At 43.4% G+C, this 17,037-nt stretch carries 18 protein-coding genes; all 18 read left to right on the top strand.

Annotation, left to right across the window (positions count from 1 at the left end; all coding sequences use genetic code 11):
- The 18 genes from fliR to tsf all read left to right on the top strand — a co-directional run bounded on the left by fliR (position 1) and on the right by tsf (position 17,022).
- Complete coding sequence (gene fliR, locus AC1DM9_RS13125; protein WP_076269160.1) at positions 1 to 798, top strand: flagellar biosynthetic protein FliR; 798 nt, start codon at positions 1 to 3, stop codon at positions 796 to 798.
- A 13-nt stretch (positions 799 to 811) separates the two neighbouring features.
- Positions 812 to 1,906 (top strand): flagellar biosynthesis protein FlhB, encoded by a 1,095-nt coding sequence (gene flhB / locus AC1DM9_RS13120; RefSeq protein ID WP_076269161.1) that lies wholly within the window; start codon positions 812 to 814, stop codon positions 1,904 to 1,906.
- Between the two features lie 22 nt (positions 1,907 to 1,928).
- Positions 1,929 to 3,959 (top strand): flagellar biosynthesis protein FlhA, encoded by a 2,031-nt coding sequence (gene flhA / locus AC1DM9_RS13115; RefSeq protein ID WP_076269162.1) that lies wholly within the window; start codon positions 1,929 to 1,931, stop codon positions 3,957 to 3,959.
- A complete protein-coding gene (flhF, locus tag AC1DM9_RS13110; RefSeq protein ID WP_477580343.1) occupies positions 3,956 to 5,185 on the top strand; it encodes a flagellar biosynthesis protein FlhF in 1,230 nt (409 codons plus the stop codon). The genes flhA and flhF overlap by 4 nt, the downstream gene beginning before the upstream one ends.
- Positions 5,182 to 6,051 carry a MinD/ParA family protein gene (locus AC1DM9_RS13105; protein ID WP_339208931.1) on the top strand — a complete coding sequence of 290 codons (870 nt, stop codon included), beginning with the start codon at positions 5,182 to 5,184 and terminating at the stop codon, positions 6,049 to 6,051. The genes flhF and AC1DM9_RS13105 overlap by 4 nt, the downstream gene beginning before the upstream one ends.
- A 26-nt stretch (positions 6,052 to 6,077) precedes the next feature.
- Complete coding sequence (locus AC1DM9_RS13100; protein WP_441881270.1) at positions 6,078 to 7,439, top strand: protein-glutamate methylesterase/protein-glutamine glutaminase; 1,362 nt, start codon at positions 6,078 to 6,080, stop codon at positions 7,437 to 7,439.
- A 44-nt stretch (positions 7,440 to 7,483) separates the two neighbouring features.
- Positions 7,484 to 9,568 (top strand): chemotaxis protein CheW, encoded by a 2,085-nt coding sequence (locus AC1DM9_RS13095; RefSeq protein WP_477580341.1) that lies wholly within the window; start codon positions 7,484 to 7,486, stop codon positions 9,566 to 9,568.
- Between the two features lie 13 nt (positions 9,569 to 9,581).
- Positions 9,582 to 10,043, top strand: coding sequence for a chemotaxis protein CheW (locus tag AC1DM9_RS13090; RefSeq protein ID WP_076269167.1), 462 nt, complete (start codon positions 9,582 to 9,584; stop codon positions 10,041 to 10,043).
- 3 nt (positions 10,044 to 10,046) lie between these two features.
- A complete protein-coding gene (locus tag AC1DM9_RS13085; RefSeq protein ID WP_076269168.1) occupies positions 10,047 to 10,667 on the top strand; it encodes a chemotaxis protein CheC in 621 nt (206 codons plus the stop codon).
- Positions 10,664 to 11,158: a chemotaxis protein CheD gene (locus AC1DM9_RS13080; RefSeq protein ID WP_076269169.1), complete on the top strand. Its 495-nt coding sequence runs from the start codon at positions 10,664 to 10,666 to the stop codon at positions 11,156 to 11,158. Before AC1DM9_RS13085 ends, AC1DM9_RS13080 begins: the two co-directional genes overlap by 4 nt.
- Before the next feature lies 1 nt (position 11,159).
- The gene (locus AC1DM9_RS13075) at positions 11,160 to 11,597 is read left to right on the top strand and encodes a hypothetical protein (protein WP_076269170.1); all 438 of its coding nucleotides are present in this window, start codon (positions 11,160 to 11,162) and stop codon (positions 11,595 to 11,597) included.
- Between the two features lie 4 nt (positions 11,598 to 11,601).
- On the top strand, positions 11,602 to 12,387 hold the full coding sequence (locus AC1DM9_RS13070) for a FliA/WhiG family RNA polymerase sigma factor (protein WP_339208940.1): 786 nt from the start codon (positions 11,602 to 11,604) through the stop codon (positions 12,385 to 12,387).
- A 14-nt stretch (positions 12,388 to 12,401) separates the two neighbouring features.
- Positions 12,402 to 13,808, top strand: coding sequence for a DUF342 domain-containing protein (locus AC1DM9_RS13065; protein WP_076269171.1), 1,407 nt, complete (start codon positions 12,402 to 12,404; stop codon positions 13,806 to 13,808).
- 39 nt (positions 13,809 to 13,847) lie between these two features.
- The gene (locus AC1DM9_RS13060; protein ID WP_076269172.1) at positions 13,848 to 14,174 is read left to right on the top strand and encodes a hypothetical protein; all 327 of its coding nucleotides are present in this window, start codon (positions 13,848 to 13,850) and stop codon (positions 14,172 to 14,174) included.
- 35 nt (positions 14,175 to 14,209) lie between these two features.
- Complete coding sequence (locus tag AC1DM9_RS13055; protein ID WP_441881262.1) at positions 14,210 to 14,776, top strand: DUF6115 domain-containing protein; 567 nt, start codon at positions 14,210 to 14,212, stop codon at positions 14,774 to 14,776.
- Positions 14,769 to 15,344 (top strand): hypothetical protein, encoded by a 576-nt coding sequence (locus AC1DM9_RS13050; protein WP_477511413.1) that lies wholly within the window; start codon positions 14,769 to 14,771, stop codon positions 15,342 to 15,344. Before AC1DM9_RS13055 ends, AC1DM9_RS13050 begins: the two co-directional genes overlap by 8 nt.
- 183 nt (positions 15,345 to 15,527) lie before the next feature.
- Complete coding sequence (rpsB, locus tag AC1DM9_RS13045) at positions 15,528 to 16,226, top strand: 30S ribosomal protein S2 (protein ID WP_054028957.1); 699 nt, start codon at positions 15,528 to 15,530, stop codon at positions 16,224 to 16,226.
- A gap of 121 nt (positions 16,227 to 16,347) precedes the next feature.
- Positions 16,348 to 17,022 (top strand): translation elongation factor Ts, encoded by a 675-nt coding sequence (tsf, locus tag AC1DM9_RS13040; protein WP_339208950.1) that lies wholly within the window; start codon positions 16,348 to 16,350, stop codon positions 17,020 to 17,022.
- The last annotated feature ends 15 nt before the right edge of the window (positions 17,023 to 17,037 follow it).

The raw sequence follows: 17,037 nt of genomic DNA, 5'->3' as shown, positions 1-17,037 counted from the left end.
ATGAACGCGATCGTACAGGGTTTCCCTATTTTTTTGTTAATCTTTTGTCGAATAACTGCGTTTTTCGTCGTAGCGCCTGTTTTTTCGTCGCGAGGCGTGCCGAATGTTTTCAAAATTGGGCTCGGATTTTTTATCTCGTTTATCGTTTTCTTGACGTACGGCGTGAAGCAGACGATGGTTCCGGACGCTGAATATATTTTGGTTCTGGTTCGAGAAATATTGGTCGGCGTACTGCTTGGGTATGTAGTCTACTTGTTCTTCACGGTCGTTCAGACCGCGGGAGCCTTAATGGATTTGCAGGTTGGTTTTGCAATGGCAAATATCGTAGATCCCCATACAGGTACGTCAGCCCCATTGCTCGGCAATTTTAAATACATGATGATCTTAGTTGTTTTCTTAATGATGAACGGTCATCATTTTTTATTAACAGGCCTTATGGACAGTTACGAATGGATGCCTTTGTCCAATGATTTATTTAGCCGAATAATGAGCGGCAGCATTACTGATTTTTTAACAAGAACATTCGCAAACACGTTTTTGCTGGCCATTCAAGTGTCAGCGCCATTAGTAGTAGCGATGTTTCTGACGGATGTTGGATTAGGCTTCTTAACCAAAACAGCTCCTCAGTTCAATGTTTTTGTAATTGGGATACCTCTAAAGCTAATTATAGGCATGATTTTGCTAGTGTTGTTAATGCCAAGTCTTGCTGGCATATTCGAAAGATTGTTTTCCATCATGTTTGATGCTTTGGAGCAGTTATTCGGTATCGTGCAAGGACCGCCGCCTGACGTGAAATAGGAGGAAGCTTCCCATGCGAAATTACCGTCTAGAGCTTGATTTGCAGCTTTTCAGTCAAGAGAAGACTGAGGAAGCAACTCCGAAGAAAAAGGATGAAGCAAGAAAAAAGGGTCAAATTGCGAGATCGGCTGATTTACCGGGTTCATTAATATTAATTTTTGTTTTTATGAGCTTCATTATGATGGGCAATTATTTCAAGACACATATCATGATGCTCTTCGGCAATCTGTTTGAAGACTGGCTGTTGATGGATGTTACGACAGGCAACATTATGTCGCTCTTCAATGATGTGGCAATTGAAATGCTGCTAATCTTACTGCCAATCTTTGCGGTAACCGTTCTTGTCGGTGTCCTCGGCAACGTTGTACAGTACGGTTTTTTGCTAACCGGTGATCCTCTAAAAATGAAATTAAGCAAATTGAACCCGATCAACGGCTTTAAGCAAATTTTTTCAGCTAAAACAGTAGTCGAATTTTTGAAAAGTGTTTTAAAACTGCTTATTGTAGCGGTGCTTGTATATATGACCATATCCAAAGAATGGAACCGTATATTAGTGCTTGCTAGCTTGCCAATCCAACAAATATTTAGTTTTACCGCGGGTTTAACGATAAAACTAGGTATAGAAATTGGTGTGGTGCTCGCCGTACTCGCATTAGCAGATTTTTTCTATCAGCGTTATGAGCATAACAAAAGTTTGAGAATGTCTAAGCAGGATATTAAGGATGAATACAAAAAATCTGAAGGTGACCCGATCATTAAGAGCCGCATTCGTGAGCGTCAACGCAAAATGGCCATGCAGCGTATGATGCAAGAGGTTCCTAAAGCGGATGTCATCATTACCAACCCTACACACTTCGCTATTGCATTGAAATATGATGCAACCAAAATGGAAGCGCCAAGAATCATCGCCAAAGGTATGGATCATGTAGCGCTTCGCATTAGAGAAATAGCGAAAGAAAACGGTGTTGTGACAATGGAAAATAAACCGCTTGCCAGAGCGCTTTATGAACGAGCGGAGATTGGGGATGTCATACCTCCAGATCTGTTCCAAGCTGTGGCTGAGGTGCTCGCATATGTATATAAGATGAAAGGCCGATTGAAATCATAACACTACGGGAGGTGGAGGCGTCATGAAAGCAAAGGACTTTGTAATACTATTTGGCGTAATTGGAATTGTACTCATGATGATAATCCCGATCCCAGTCCTACTACTCGATATACTCATCATTTTAAACATTTCGATAGCATTGATGATATTACTTATTGCAATGAATACAAAGGAAGCTCTTGATTTCTCTATATTTCCGGCAATTCTACTAATCACTACCTTATTCCGACTTGCGCTGAACGTTTCTACTACTAGAAATATTTTGTCACATGCGGAAGCAGGGGAAGTCGTAGCTACGTTTGGCAGTTGGGTTGGCGGTGGAGAAATTGCAATTGGATTTATCGTCTTCCTCATTCTCGTAGTCGTGCAGTTCATCGTTATTACGAAAGGTTCTGAACGGGTAGCGGAAGTTGCAGCACGATTCACGCTCGACGCGATGCCGGGTAAACAAATGAGTATTGATGCAGATTTGAATGCTGGTTTGATTAATGAACATCAAGCGAAAGCACGTCGTTCAAAAATCGAACGTGAAGCGGACTTTTACGGGGCAATGGATGGTGCCAGCAAGTTTGTAAAGGGTGATGCAATTGCTTCCATTATCATTCTAGTCATCAACTTAGTTGGCGGATTTATCATTGGTATGGCGATTCATGGCTTGAGCTTTGGCGAGTCGCTTTCGACGTTCTCGATCCTTACGATTGGTGATGGTCTCGTCAGTCAAATACCTGCATTGCTTATTTCCACAGCTGCTGGCCTTATCGTAACTAGAGCGGCATCAGAGGGGAACTTGGCAGAGGATGTAACCGCTCAGCTATTCAAATACCCGAAGCTGCTATTTATTGCAGCTGGAACAATCGCTTTGCTAGGCCTTACACCTATCGGTCCATTAAGGACTTGGCCATTCGCTATTATGCTAGCCTTTGGCGGCTGGTATATGCAGAAAGCTATACATAAGCAACAAGAGCAAGAGGAAATGCTTGTCGAAGAACAGCAAATTGAAGAGGTTCGCAGTCCAGAGAGTGTAATTAGCCTCTTGCAGGTCGATCCGATTGAATTTGAGTTTGGTTATGGTCTTATCCCGCTTGCGGATACGCAGCAGGGAGGAGATTTGCTTGATCGAATCATCATGATACGCAGGCAATGTGCGCTGGAGCTTGGGCTCGTCGTACCAGTCATCCGGATCAGGGATAACATTCAACTGAAGCCAAATGAGTATGTCATCAAAATTAAAGGCAACACCGTCGCTCGCGGCGATTTGCTGCTTAATCATTATTTGGCCATGAGCCCTGGATTTGAGGACGATTCGGTCGTTGGTATTGAAACAACTGAGCCAGCCTTCGGATTGCCTGCGATTTGGATTGACGAGCAAATGAAGGAACGTGCCGAACTTTCCGGCTATACAGTCGTTGACCCGCCTTCAGTCGTTGCTACACATTTAACTGAGATTATTAAACGACATGCACACGAGCTGATTGGACGTCAAGAAACGAAGCAGCTCGTAGAAAATGTAAAAGAGTCCTATCCTGCGCTTATCGATGAACTTATACCGTCTATTCTTACTATTGGAGACGTACAAAAAGTGTTGTCGAAGCTTCTAAGAGAAAAGGTTTCTATACGAGATCTAGTTACCATCTTTGAAGCATTAGCGGATCATGGAAACTATACGAAAGATCCTGATATATTGACAGAGTATGTACGCCAGTCGCTATCAAGACAAATTACACAGCAGTTTTCATCTGGTAGCGATACGTTACGAGTGATAACAGTAGGACCGCAGCTTGAGAAAAAAATTGCTGAATCTGTGCAGCAATCGGATCAAGGCAGCTATATTGCACTGGATCCCGTTTCCACTCAACAGATTTACCAGAAGCTCAATGAGCATGTAAATCGTCAGATTCAAGCTGGCCAACAGCCTGTTGTACTCGCATCACCTACCATTCGGATGTATTTGAGACAAATTGTGGAGAGAACGATGCAGGATGTACCCGTTCTTTCTTACAGTGAACTTGAACCAAATATTGAAGTTCAGAGTGTCGGGGTGGTGAATCTATGAGAGTAAAACGATATGTCGTCAGTGCATTGCCAGAAGCGGTCTCTCTGATTCGAAGCGAGCTTGGGAAAGATGCAGTTATATTGAATACGAAGGAAATTAAAGTAGGCGGCTTTATGGGGATGTTTCGTAAGAAAAAGATGGAGGTTATCGCCGCTATCGAATCGAATCAATCGAATCAATCGAATCCCCAAGTAAAACCTCAGCGAAACCCGGATCCTCAAGTGGATGCGGTCGTTGAGCAAATTTTGCAAACGGCGCAGCGAACAGCAACGGCTGTAATGGAGCCGCCAAGCGTTCAAGCAGTTTCTTCGGTACCGATTGCAGAGCCTCAGAAGGAAAAAATAGAACGAGAGCAATTCATCATCGATGAGATTCGAGATTTAAGAGAATACATGTTAAAACTCTCGAAACAGCAAAACAATCTAATTTCTATGTCAGAGCACTTGATTGCACTGAGAGAACACTTGATAGAACAAGAAATGGAATTGCAGTGGATCGAGCGTTTGATACAAGCTATTTCTGACAAAGAATCCGAAGAAAAAATCGTTTTTTCAAAGGAACAAATATGGGAGCATGCGGCAGAGCTGCTGCAAGAGTGGCTGCAACCCTACAGTGGCAGCAGTATTAGCAGTCATGTAAGAGTGGTTCATTTTGTTGGTCCAACCGGAGTTGGCAAGACGACGACTATTGCGAAGCTTGCAGCTGAACAAACAATCAAGCAGGGCAGGAAAGTGGGGTTCATTACTTCAGACACCTACCGAATTGCAGCCGTGGATCAGCTTAGGACTTATGCCAACATCTTGAACGTGCCGCTAGAGGTCGTTTTCTCGCAGATGGATTTGCCCCGTGCTTTCAAGCAGCTTGAAGAGCGAGAGCTCATTTATATGGATACAGCTGGAAGGAATTTTCGCAGCGAGCTTCATGTATCAGAGGTCAGCAGCTTGCTTCAAACGACCGAGGCTAACGAAACGGTGCTTGTGCTTAGCATGACTGGCAAGACGAAGGATATGTCAGCAGTAGCCAATCATTTTTGCAAATACGGCGTTCGAAAAGTGTTGTTTACAAAGCTTGATGAAACTTCGGTTTACGGAGCAATTTTTAATCTCATTATGAATTTTGAATTGCTTCCTACCTATATGGCGAGTGGGCAGACCGTTCCAGACGATATCGAGAAGTTTCAAGTGGATTCATACGTTAAGCAGCTGCTCGGGAGCAACGGTTTATGATGGATCAAGCTGAAGCATTACGTAATTTAGTCAAGCAGCAGGAGCTTCAAGATGAAGGCCGCACGACTCGTGTAGTGACGGTAACGAGCGGAAAGGGCGGAGTTGGAAAGTCGAATTTCAGCTTGAATTTTGCATTAGCGCTCCAACGATTGGGTAAAAAAGTGCTCGTTTTTGATGCAGATATCGGAATGGCCAACATTGATGTGCTTATGGGCGTTTCGTCCACGTACAATTTGTATCATCTGCTCAAGCAGGAGAAAACAATTTGGGAAATCGTGCAGGAAGGTCCGGAAGGGCTGAACTTTATTGCAGGTGGATCTGGTTTTAGAGATTTGATGGATTTGTCTACAGAGCAGCTTGACCGTTTCGCTGATGAGATTAGCAAGCTGCATGGCAGGTATGATGTGATCTTGTTTGATACTGGCGCAGGCCTATCGAAGGAAACGGTTAAATTTATAACTGCAGCGCAAGAAACAATCGTTGTGACAACGCCCGAACCTACTTCAATTACAGATGCTTACGCCTTAATTAAGATGGTTAAAGCGATGGAGGTGGATGTTCACTTCAAATTAATTGTCAATCGAGCCGCTGATTTCCGTGAAGGAAAACAAACCGCTGATAAAATTAGCATGGTTGCACACAGGTTTCTTCAATCCGATTTGCCTCATCTTGGTATTTTGCCGGATGACCCAAATGTGTCAAAAGCTGTGAAGCGTCAAGTGCCCTTTACTGTAGCCTATCCTGGAAGCGAAGCATCCGTTGCTATTGACCGGATCGCAAAGCAATTTCTTGAAATACCACAGAATACTGCAATTAACGGCGGTGTCAAAGGATTTCTGCATAAAATGTTCAGACTCTCAAGATAATCCTTTGGAAGTGAGGAGGAAATGGAATGGTTCCTTATCGCGTACTAGTTGTAGATGATTCCGCATTTATGCGAAAGATCATTAGTGATTTAATCATTCAGGATTCACAGTTCAAGATCGTAGCTACAGCTAAAAACGGTCATGAAGCCATTGAAGCGGTGCGTGAATGGAAACCGGATGTCGTTACCTTAGATCTTGAAATGCCGTTAATGAACGGAATTGACGCATTGCAGATTATTATGAAGGATCATCCAACTCCTGTCATTATGCTCTCGGGTATAAGTGAAGACAATACAAGAGAAACGATTAAAGCACTGCAATTTGGTGCATTCGACTTCATTAGAAAACCATCAGCAACGATCTCTAATGATATTCGCCAAGTTGGAGAGGTTCTGCTTGAGAAATTGCGTATCGCAGTATTAACGAAGCGTTATCAGCCAGTGATTACGATTAGCGAGAAACAAGAAACAAAAGCAGATGATAGCAGCTTGCCAAAAGCGAAAAAAGAAGTAGTTTCGAACAACATTTTACACCATGAGGAGCTGCCGTTTGAAGCCTTGTCTACTCCTGCTAAAGATCGGAACAAATTGCCGTTCAAGAAAGCGGAAGATAAACAAGGGCAACAGCGCTCGGTTCCCCCTTTACATAATAAGCTTACAAGCAATATGCAAGATGAAGCAAAGCCTAACGATGCCAAATCTAAGATTGCACCTCGCAAATCAGTCGAAAAGGCACCGCAGGCTGAACCTAAATCTCATTTCTCTGAGCCACCTTCAACAAAAAAAGCAAAGACAGTCCAGACAGCTTCTACCTTTAAACATATCGTAGCCATTGGAACTTCGACAGGCGGTCCTAGAGCTTTGCATGAGGTAATTACTTCTTTGCCAGCTGATTTCCCAGCACCGGTGCTTATTGTTCAGCATATGCCTCCCAAGTTCACCAAATCATTGGCACAGCGGCTAGACAGCTTTAGCGAGATTCATGTCGTAGAAGCAGAGCAGGGAGAGAAAGTAGTTGCTGGCGTTGCCTATATCGCACCTGGCGGCTTTCATATGGAGCTTGTCAAAGATGCTTCCAGCTACTCAATTGCGCTCACTGAACAGCCGCAGCGCAACGGACATCGTCCTTCTGTAGATGTATTGTTTGAATCCTTGGCTGAACATCGCGAACTGAAGCGTCATGCGGTCATAATGACAGGCATGGGCAGCGATGGGGCGAAGGGAATGAAGCTGTTATCCGAATGTGGAATTGAAACGACCATAGCAGAAGCAGAAGAGACCTGTGTCGTTTATGGAATGCCGAGATCGGCTGTTGAAGCTGGATGTGTGAGTAAAGTATTGCCACTGCAGCATATTGCATCGCAACTGAAGCAAGCAGTGCTGAAATAGATAAGCTAGAATGGCTTCACCATACTAACAGGAGGTGCTAGGAAATGGATATGAATGCCTATTTATCGATGTTTATCGATGAATCTAATGATCACCTGCAATCCTTGAATGAAAATTTGCTTCGTCTGGAAAGCGAGCCTGAGGAGCTTAGTATCGTTCAAAATATATTCCGTTCAGCGCATACGCTCAAAGGAATGTCAGCTACGATGGGTTTTGAAGATTTAGCAGCGCTGACGCATGAAATGGAAAATGTGCTTGACCTCGTTCGCAACAGCAAGTTAAAAATGGACAGCTTTATTTTTGACACTTTGTTTAAAGGGTTAGATGCGCTTGAAGCAATGGTTCAGGATATTGTGGACGGCGGTACAGGGAAAGCGGACGTTACCTCGATCGTTGAATCGCTGCAAATCATCTTGAAAAGCGATTATAGCGCAAGCAAAGCGACTCAGGCTCCAACCGTAGCGGCTAATGCACCAAGTGCTGCAGAATCAAGCGCATCAGGGGCGATGCTGCTTGATGAGTTTCAATCTTCGATTTTGCTTCAATCGATAGAAACAGGACATAACGTTTTTCATATTCAAATCGCTATTCGCGATAATTGCTTGCTAAAAGCCGTTCGTGCTTATATGGTATTTGATTTGCTAGAGCGCAATGGTGAAGTTATTAAATCAGATCCATCCGTTCAAGACATTGAACAAGAAAAATTCAATTTCACTTTTACGGTATTTACGATTTCACGCTTGCAGCAGGAAGATCTTCAAGCGCAGCTGCTTAATATTTCAGAAATTGAATCCGCTGTTGTAACTTCTTTGGATGCAGAGTCATTAGCCGTGCTTGGCCAATCTAACGCAGCTGCGGCAGTAGAGGTTGTCGAAATTGCTGAAACGGCTGCGCCGCAAACCGAAACAGCAGTTACATCTGTTGAAGCAGCAAAAGGACAAGCTCGATCGGCACCTGCTGCCAGCACACCAGCTAATGTGTCGAAGACGATTCGTGTAGACATTGAGAGGCTCGATACGCTCATGAACTTGTTTAGCGAATTGCTTATTGACCGTGTTAGGCTGGAACAGCTTTCTAGTGAAATCAAACGCAGTGATTTGACTGAAACTGTGGAACATATGGCACGCGTAAGCTCTGATCTTCAAAGTATTGTACTTAAGCTTCGCATGGTACCTGTGGATTCGGTATTCAATCGTTTCCCTCGTATGATTAGAGATTTAGCTAAATCGCTAGACAAAAAAATCGATCTTGTTATTACTGGAGCCGATACGGAACTTGACCGTACGGTTATCGACGAAATTGGAGATCCGCTTGTTCATCTATTGCGCAACTCGGTTGATCATGGAATCGAAACGGTGGAAGAGAGAATTGCAGCAGGCAAGCCAGAAACCGGTACGATTTTCTTGCGAGCGTTCCATAGCGGAAATCATGTCTTCATTGAAGTGGAAGAGGATGGCCGCGGCATACACCATGAACGAGTGCTAAAAACAGCCATTAAAAATGGCGTCGTCACGGCTGACGAAGCAAAACTGCTGACGCCGGATGAAATTAATATGCTTATTTTTGCGGCTGGCTTCAGTACCGCAGATAAAATTTCGGACATATCCGGACGCGGTGTTGGTCTAGACGTCGTTCGATCAAAAATTACTTCTCTAGGCGGAAACGTAACAATAGATTCTGCATTTGGTAGAGGAACGAAGTTTTCTGTTCAATTGCCGCTTACGCTATCCATTATTTCCGCAATGCTGATCAAGCTGGGGTCGGAGAAGTATGCTATCCCATTGTCTTCGATCGTTGAGACAGGCATTATCCGCAAAGAACAAATTCTTCAAGTGCATGGCAACAAAATGATAGAGTTCAGAAATACCATCATACCTCTAGTATCGCTAAGCAAAGTGCTTGACTCTCCTGATTTTAATGAGAATGACGAGCTTGAAACGGAAATTGTAGTCGTTCGAAAAGGCGAGAAGTGGGCAGCTGTAATGGTCGATGAATTTATTGGTCAAAGTGAAATCGTGCTAAAAACGCTGGGCAAATATTTAACGAATATTAAAGCAATTTCCGGCGCTACGATACTTGGCGATGGTTATGTCGCATTGATTATCGATCCGAATGCACTTATCAAATAGGGAGGTTTTTACGATGGGAGAAGAATTAAAGGTTATCGTGTTTGCACTAGGCAGCGAAGAGTATGGAATTGAAGTAGATAAGGTCCGTACGATTGAAAGATTGTCTCCAATTACACGCGTTCCGAAAACAGCTACTTTTATTAAAGGGGTTATTAACCTTCGCGGTGTGGTCGTTCCTGTCATTGACCTAAGAGGCAGATTTAATCTAACGGAAACGGCAACTACAGAAAACTCAAGAATTATTGTTGTTTCAGTGGCTGACATCGAAGTTGGATTCATCGTAGACTCGGCGAATGATGTCATCGACATTGATACAGATACGATTGATTTGCCGCCCGAAATTGTTGGAGGCATTAAAGCTAAATACTTAAGAGGCATTGCAAAGCTTGGTGAAGGTCGACTTCTCATCATGCTGAACTTGTCCGAAGTGCTCAACAAGAATGAAATCATTCAACTTGAGCAGCTTGAGGTATAACTTGTGAACCTTTTTAGCCGCTTTGAAGCATTTGAATTAGATGTATTGAAAGAAGTCGGCAATATTGGAGCAGGCAATGCTGCTACTGCATTATCCCGCTTGTTAGATAAGCCAGTTGATATGGCGGTGCCGAAGGTAAGTTTGCTTCCATTTGAAGAAGTTGCAGAGCGTGTTGGCGGTTCCGAAAAAATCGTCATTGCTGTTTTTCTTCGAGTGGAAGGAGAAGCTCCCGGCAACATGTTTTTTATCATTGAAGAAGATTCGGCAAGGCGATTGTTGCGTCAGCTGCTTTCCTTAAATATTGAAGAGCAGGACGGTTATTCAGAAATGGAGCTGTCTGCTCTTTGTGAGATTGGCAATATTTTAGCAGGCTCTTATTTATCTTCATTAGCTGATTTCACTCATTTAGCAATGGCCCCCTCCGTACCCGCTATAGCAGTAGATATGGCAGGTGCCGTGCTTAGCTACGGTTTAATGCAATACGGAGAGATGGGGGACTCGGCCCTACTTATTGAAACGACCTTTTTGGAGGATTGTCAGTCGCTTGAAGGACATTTTTTCCTCATTCCAGATCCAGAGTCGTTTGAGAAAATTTTTAGGGCTTTGGGAGTCGTTAGCGAATGATACAACAAAATTTGGTCAAAGTCGGCATGGCAGATTTAAATATTGCAACGGATGGGGCGATACTCAAAACGACCGGCTTAGGTTCATGTGTTGGACTTACCTTGTATGATCCAACGCGAAAAATAGCCGGTATGGCACATGTCATGCTGCCATCTTCAGACATTGCCCGTGAGACCAAAATGAATCTAGCTAAATATGCAGATACCGCCATACCCGAGCTGCTTGATCGGATGATAGCAGCAGGTGCATACATTGAACGCATGAAAGCTAAGATGGCTGGTGGAGCTCAAATGTTTGCTATGTCTGGACACAGTGATTCGCTAAGAATTGGCCCGCGCAATGTTGAATCCTGTACAGAAATGCTTAGAAGATTCAAAATTCCGATTATCTCTCAGGATACGGGCGGAAATTTTGGTAGAACGATAGAGTTTGACAGTACTAGCGGAATGCTTTCTATAAGAAGTGTGCAATTTGGAACAAAGGAGATTTAAAATGTTCGGAACATGGCGATGGAATGTCGTATTTGGAATTTTCGGCACCGTGCTTACGGTAGCTTTCTCAATCGGTAACAATCCGATTACTGTTATGCTGCTTAGAAGTATGTATGCTTTCATCGCTTTTTTTGTTCTTGCGTATGGAGTACGGGCAATATTGGCATACATCCTTCAACCGCCAGCACTAATAGGCTCGGAAATTGAAGATGAAGAAGGAAAAGGCAGTCAGCTAGATTTACAGACACCTGATGAATCAGAAGATATCAATCAATTGTTGAAATCACAGATTAAAGATGGTGCTGGCAAGCAGCCAATCGAAACTCAGAAAGATGATGCAAGCGATTTTCGTCCGTTAAATCCTCCGCAATTGTTAAATACAAAAAATACACAGCCTGAAGAATTGGTTAAAGCCATTCGTCACCTGACAGGAGAGTGAGTCGATGATTGAGCAGAAGACCCCTCATTTGACAAACTTGCAGATGTGGCAAGCCTGGAGAGAACAAGGCGATTTGGAAGCGAAAAAAACGTTGATTGAACAATATTTGCCGCTGGTTGATTATGTAACGAATCGAATGGCCATTGGACTCCCGAAAAACGTCATTAGAGATGACCTTGCAAGCAATGGCGTAATGGGTCTTATTGATGCAATTGAAAAATTTGATTACGGCCGCGGCTTGCAGTTTGAAACGTATGCGTCATGGCGCATTCGCGGCGCTATTATAGATGGCTTAAGACAAGGTGACTGGGTCCCGCGTTCTGTGCGAGAAAAGGCCAAACGAGTAGAAGAGGCATATCAGCATTTAGAGCAGCAGTACTTGCGTTCTGTGACAGATGCAGAAATTAGCCGCTATCTTGATGTAACGGAGAAAGAATTCATTAATATGCTGCAAGATATTGCGGTTACAACGGTTTGCTCATTGGAAGACCCGATTCGTGAAGAGGAATCGGAGACAAGAATGTCTTTGCTAGTGGACGATAAAGCGAAAAACCCGGATCATAAGGTTCATGAGTTTTATTTGAAAGAATCATTGGTTAAAGGGATTGAAAAACTTACGGAAAAGGAACGAACAGTCGTTTCTCTCTTCTATTATGAGGAATTATCATTAAGTGAAATTGCTGAAGTAATGTCACTATCACCGTCGAGAATATCCCAGCTCCATTCTAAAGCGATTTTGAGGCTGCGAGGAGCTTTGGCTAAGCATAAAGATCAACTCATGCAACATTAAAAGGGGGGAGCTACGTGGAAAATCTTCAATTAGAATCATACCTACGCATACAGACATCTGCCGATAATTTGTCTGCATTTTTAACCTTTAGCAGGATTTCGGACGAATTCGAATGTAACGGCGATGAGCTAGAACGATTCTTGCATAGCAAGGGGATCGTTTTTGGCCTTCGAAAAGAAGTTCTGAGTCAGATTGGCACTAATCCTCTCGCATATTTCAAAGAACAAACACTTGTTGCGCAAGGGCAGTCTCCTACACCTGGTAAAGACGGATATGTGAAGCTAGTTTATGATATGGATAAAAATGTGAACGCCCCAACGGAGCTCGAAGATGGGAAGGTTGACTTTAAAGAAGTTGTTCAGCTGAAAAATGTCAAGCGTGGTCAATTGATTGCTGAGCGATTCGAGCCTACAGCAGGTCCTGTTGGCAGGACGGTAACGGGAGAAGAAATTGCTCCTAGGCTCGGCAAGCACGTTAGATTTAAAGTAGGCAAAAATGTCGTTTTGAACAATGAGCAGACGGCTATGTATTCGGCAATTGACGGCTTGATTTCGCTTACTGAAAAAGAAAAAATTAATGTGTTTCCTGTTTACGAAGTAAACGGCGATGTGGATTATAGTGTCGGCAATATTGATTTTGTTGGTACAGTAGTCATCAGAGGCAATGTTCTTAGCGGATTCAGGGTTAAAGCTTCGGGCGATATCCGAGTTATTGGCGGAGTTGAAGGGGCAGAAATCGAATCAGAAGGCTCTGTTGAAATTACAGGCGGAATATTGGGAAGCAACAAAGGTTTTGTAAAAGCTGGACGAAACGTCCGGAGCTCATTTATACAAGAAGGCAATGTTATCGCGGGCGAAGAGGTGCTGGTATCTCAGAGCATCATGCATTCGCATGTAAAAGCCGGAAAAAATGTTGTGTGCTCTGGCGCTAAAGGATTGATCGTAGGCGGACTTGTACAAGCAGGTGACCTTGTCAGCGCGCGAACGATTGGCAACTCGATGTCCACAGCCACAACCATTGAAGTAGGCGTAAACCCTGAATATCGTTCGGAGCTGCTCGAGCTAAGAACGAGGTTAAGGCAGAACATGGATAATTTAGATAAAACGGATAAAGCGCTTGTTATTTTGGATCAATTAGCTGTGACAGGGAAATTAACTCCTGAGAAGCTGGCATTGCGCGTTAAGCTGACCGCCACAAAACGTCAGACCGTGCTTGAGAATGATGAGACGAGAAGCCGTATTCTTGAGATAGAGAAAACGCTGGAGAACACAGATCGATCGAAGATCGATGTCAGCAATATTGTATTTGGCGGAACAAAAATTGTAATTGGCAGGTACACAAAGTTTGTGAAGGATTCAGCACAGCGGGTGACCTTCCGTTATTCCGAAGGGGATATCGTCTTAGTTCCTTATACCAAATAACGGTTGAAATTGATGAATGGCGCAAAGGGGTGAGCAGATATGACGTTCAAATCCATTGATTTGCAGATGTCTGTACCACGAACGCAAGAATTCAGCGGCATGCATGGACAAGCGATGCATAAACCTGTAGCTGATCAAAATACGTTGGCCAATCAGTCCGCCAAACAAACAGAGCTTCTAAGAGGGAAAAACACAGCGATCGAGCAATCAAACGGACTTCATATTCGCAGTGATCAAGAAGGTCAGCAAGGTAACGCTTATCAGCAGGCAAAACGTAAGCGTACACAGTTATCCTCGGATGTTGATGAACAGGAGGCGGCTCCTACACATCCGTACAAAGGCCATAGGCTTGATATTAAGTTATAAAATGAAGGCATCATATGAAAGGCAGGCTATGAACGATGCAGCCATACTTGCAATATATCGTATTACTAGGAGCGGTTGTTATTGTCGGTGCCTTTGTAATGCCTCGTAAGAAGCAGGATACAGCTCTACCGTCACAATCGATGCAAAACATGGAAACCGCGCTGGAGCAGTTTATGGAGAACATGGAGAAGGATAATGAGGATCTCGTGCTCCTCGTTAGAACTGCTCAGCAAGAATCGAAATTAGATGCGGATCGCAAGGAGCAGCGTATTGTAGAATTGGAGCGGAAATGCGAACAGCTCACAGAGCAGTTGCAAAAGAAAATGTCCGAGTCCACGGCCTACATTCGTCCAGTGGAAACCCCATTGCCAGCGGTCTCATTAAATTCGAATGAACAACTTGTTAAAGATGCGTCTGTTGTTGAACATATTATAGAAGAGACAGTTCGGATGAACACCATCCAGGACAGATATAAAGAGCTGTTTACACTTTATGAGCAAGGGAAATCGATTGAAGCGATATCCAAAAAGCTTGGTATGAACAAAGGTGAGGTACAGCTTATTATACAGCTTGCTAAGCAGGAGGATTCTGTCCATGCTTAAAAGTCGAGTATTTCTTATGGGATTAGGTGCAGGTATCATCATTGGCGCTTTGTTGTTCCAGCTCATGCTCTCTGGCGAGCAAAGCAGGCAAAGGCTAAGTGACTTAGGAAAAGAGTCAGATGAGAAGCTGTACACTCAACTAGAAGTTGATGCTTTGTTAAAGGCAAATCAAGACTCGCTTCAGCTTAATAAGGACAACACAGGGGGACAGGAGACTAAGCCTGCTGCTGATTCTGACAAAGCTAAGGAGCAGACAAGCGAGGCGAAGACTGATAAAGCTGCGCCTACGGCTACGGCAGTCCCTGTTCAGGAACAGTCTGAGATCAAGCATGTTATAAGAATTAAAGCAGGCTCTAGTCTGACGAATACAGCAGAGCTGCTTGCTTCGAATAATATTATTAAAGATAAAACCGCTTTTGTATCAAAAATGAAAAAGTCAAAGAAGCTGGTTCGCGCCGGTTATTTTTTGTTTCATGAGGAGATAACGGTTGAAGAAGCCATTCGGATCGTAACCGGCGAGCCTTTAACATCTTCAGAAGTAAATCTTCTAACTGCCAACAAAAAATAGCTATCCTATCTTTTCTGAAACGATTGTTGCATGCGATGTGTATTTATGGTATATTAATTCACGGTGTTAAAAACGCACGCAGGTCAATTTTGTCAAACGGTGCTTCCGCCCGGCGGAAGTTTTGGCGAAAGATGCGACTAGCGGAGGAGCACTAAAAAAACCATTATAGGAGGTGTTGGAGAAATGGCGGTTATTTCCATGAAACAGCTACTAGAAGCTGGGGTACACTTCGGTCATCAGACTCGTCGTTGGAACCCGAAGATGGATCGTTATATCTTCACAGAAAGAAACGGGATTTACATTATTGATTTGCAAAAAACGGTGAAAAAAGTTGACGAAGCGTACAACTTTGTTAAATCGATCGCTGCAGACGGCGGCACTATGCTGTTCGTAGGTACGAAAAAACAAGCTCAAGATTCCGTTAAAGAAGAAGCAGAGCGTTGCGGCAACTTCTACATCAACCAACGTTGGTTGGGCGGTACTTTGACTAACTTCCAAACGATTCAAAAACGTATTGATCGTTTGAAACAACTTGAAAAATGGGCTGAAGACGGCACTTTCGAGGTTCTACCTAAGAAAGAAGTTATCATCCTTAACAAAGAAAAAGACCGTTTGGAAAAATTCCTTGGCGGTATTAAAGGAATGAAAGGTTTGCCAAGCGCGTTGTTCATTATCGACCCACGCAAAGAGCGTATTGCTGTTGCAGAAGCTCGCAAACTTGGTATCCCAATCGTTGGTATCGTTGATACGAACTGTGATCCAGACGAAATTGACTACGTAATCCCAGGTAACGATGATGCAATTCGTGCCGTTAAGTTGTTGACTTCGAAAATGGCTGATGCAATCGTTGAAGCTAACCAAGGCGAACAAACAACGGCTTAATTTAAAGGCTTTAATTAGTCAACAAAGGGTGGTCAGATGGTGATAAACCTCTCACTGCCCTTTTTTTGAATGTAAATCACTAAAAAAAACAATTAATGATTCTCGAAGCTACATAGACTTCGTGAAACCTATAGGAGGGCTTACAATGGCAGTTAGTGCTAGCGCGGTAAAAGAGCTTCGTGAAAGAACTGGAGCTGGAATGCTTGATTGCAAGAAAGCTTTGGACGAAACAAACAATGACGTTGAAAAAGCAATTGCAGTACTTCGTGAAAAAGGTTTGGCGGCAGCAGCAAATAAAGCTGGTCGTATTGCAACCGAAGGCGTAGTTGAATCGTATATTCATGCAGGCGGCCGTATCGGCGTTATCGTTGAAGTAAACTGTGAAACGGATTTCGTTGCAAAAACGGATCAATTCCGTGAGTTTGCAAGAGACGTAGCTATGCAAATCGCTGCAGCTAACCCTAAATTCGTTAGCCGTGACGAGGTTTCTTCTGAAGAGCTTGAAAAAGAGCGCGAAATTTTGAAAGCTCAAGCACTTAACGAAGGCAAGCCTGAAAAAATCGTTGAAAAAATGGTTGAAGGCCGTATCTCGAAATACTACGAAGAGTTCTGTCTTCTTGAGCAATCGTTCATTAAAGACCCAGACAAAACAATCTCCGTATTGCTTAATGAAAAAATCAGCAAAATTGGTGAAAACATTTCCATCCGTCGCTTCGTTCGTTATGAGCTTGGTGAAGGTCTAGAGAAAAAAGTTGACAATTTCGTTGAAGAAGTTATGGCTCAAGTTAAACATTAATCCGAACGCACAGGC

The sequence above is a fragment of the Paenibacillus sp. 01T431 genome, from assembly GCF_056398625.1.
The sequence above is the reverse complement of the archived record's forward strand: the minus strand, read 5'-3'. Positions and strand labels throughout refer to the sequence as shown.

What these genes read in the sequence shown, in the direction of transcription:
- rpsB (WP_054028957.1), top strand. Translation starts at nt 15,528, where the DNA reads ATGGCGGTTATTTCCATGAAACAGCTACTAGAAGCTGGGGTACACTTC.
- AC1DM9_RS13090 (WP_076269167.1), top strand. Translation starts at nt 9,582, where the DNA reads ATGGGAGAAGAATTAAAGGTTATCGTGTTTGCACTAGGCAGCGAAGAG.
- AC1DM9_RS13055 (WP_441881262.1), top strand. Translation starts at nt 14,210, where the DNA reads ATGCAGCCATACTTGCAATATATCGTATTACTAGGAGCGGTTGTTATT.
- fliR (WP_076269160.1), top strand. Translation starts at nt 1, where the DNA reads ATGAACGCGATCGTACAGGGTTTCCCTATTTTTTTGTTAATCTTTTGT.
- flhB (WP_076269161.1), top strand. Translation starts at nt 812, where the DNA reads ATGCGAAATTACCGTCTAGAGCTTGATTTGCAGCTTTTCAGTCAAGAG.
- AC1DM9_RS13105 (WP_339208931.1), top strand. Translation starts at nt 5,182, where the DNA reads ATGATGGATCAAGCTGAAGCATTACGTAATTTAGTCAAGCAGCAGGAG.
- flhA (WP_076269162.1), top strand. Translation starts at nt 1,929, where the DNA reads ATGAAAGCAAAGGACTTTGTAATACTATTTGGCGTAATTGGAATTGTA.
- flhF (WP_477580343.1), top strand. Translation starts at nt 3,956, where the DNA reads ATGAGAGTAAAACGATATGTCGTCAGTGCATTGCCAGAAGCGGTCTCT.
- AC1DM9_RS13095 (WP_477580341.1), top strand. Translation starts at nt 7,484, where the DNA reads ATGGATATGAATGCCTATTTATCGATGTTTATCGATGAATCTAATGAT.
- AC1DM9_RS13070 (WP_339208940.1), top strand. Translation starts at nt 11,602, where the DNA reads ATGATTGAGCAGAAGACCCCTCATTTGACAAACTTGCAGATGTGGCAA.
- AC1DM9_RS13100 (WP_441881270.1), top strand. Translation starts at nt 6,078, where the DNA reads ATGGTTCCTTATCGCGTACTAGTTGTAGATGATTCCGCATTTATGCGA.
- AC1DM9_RS13080 (WP_076269169.1), top strand. Translation starts at nt 10,664, where the DNA reads ATGATACAACAAAATTTGGTCAAAGTCGGCATGGCAGATTTAAATATT.
- AC1DM9_RS13075 (WP_076269170.1), top strand. Translation starts at nt 11,160, where the DNA reads ATGTTCGGAACATGGCGATGGAATGTCGTATTTGGAATTTTCGGCACC.
- AC1DM9_RS13050 (WP_477511413.1), top strand. Translation starts at nt 14,769, where the DNA reads ATGCTTAAAAGTCGAGTATTTCTTATGGGATTAGGTGCAGGTATCATC.
- AC1DM9_RS13060 (WP_076269172.1), top strand. Translation starts at nt 13,848, where the DNA reads ATGACGTTCAAATCCATTGATTTGCAGATGTCTGTACCACGAACGCAA.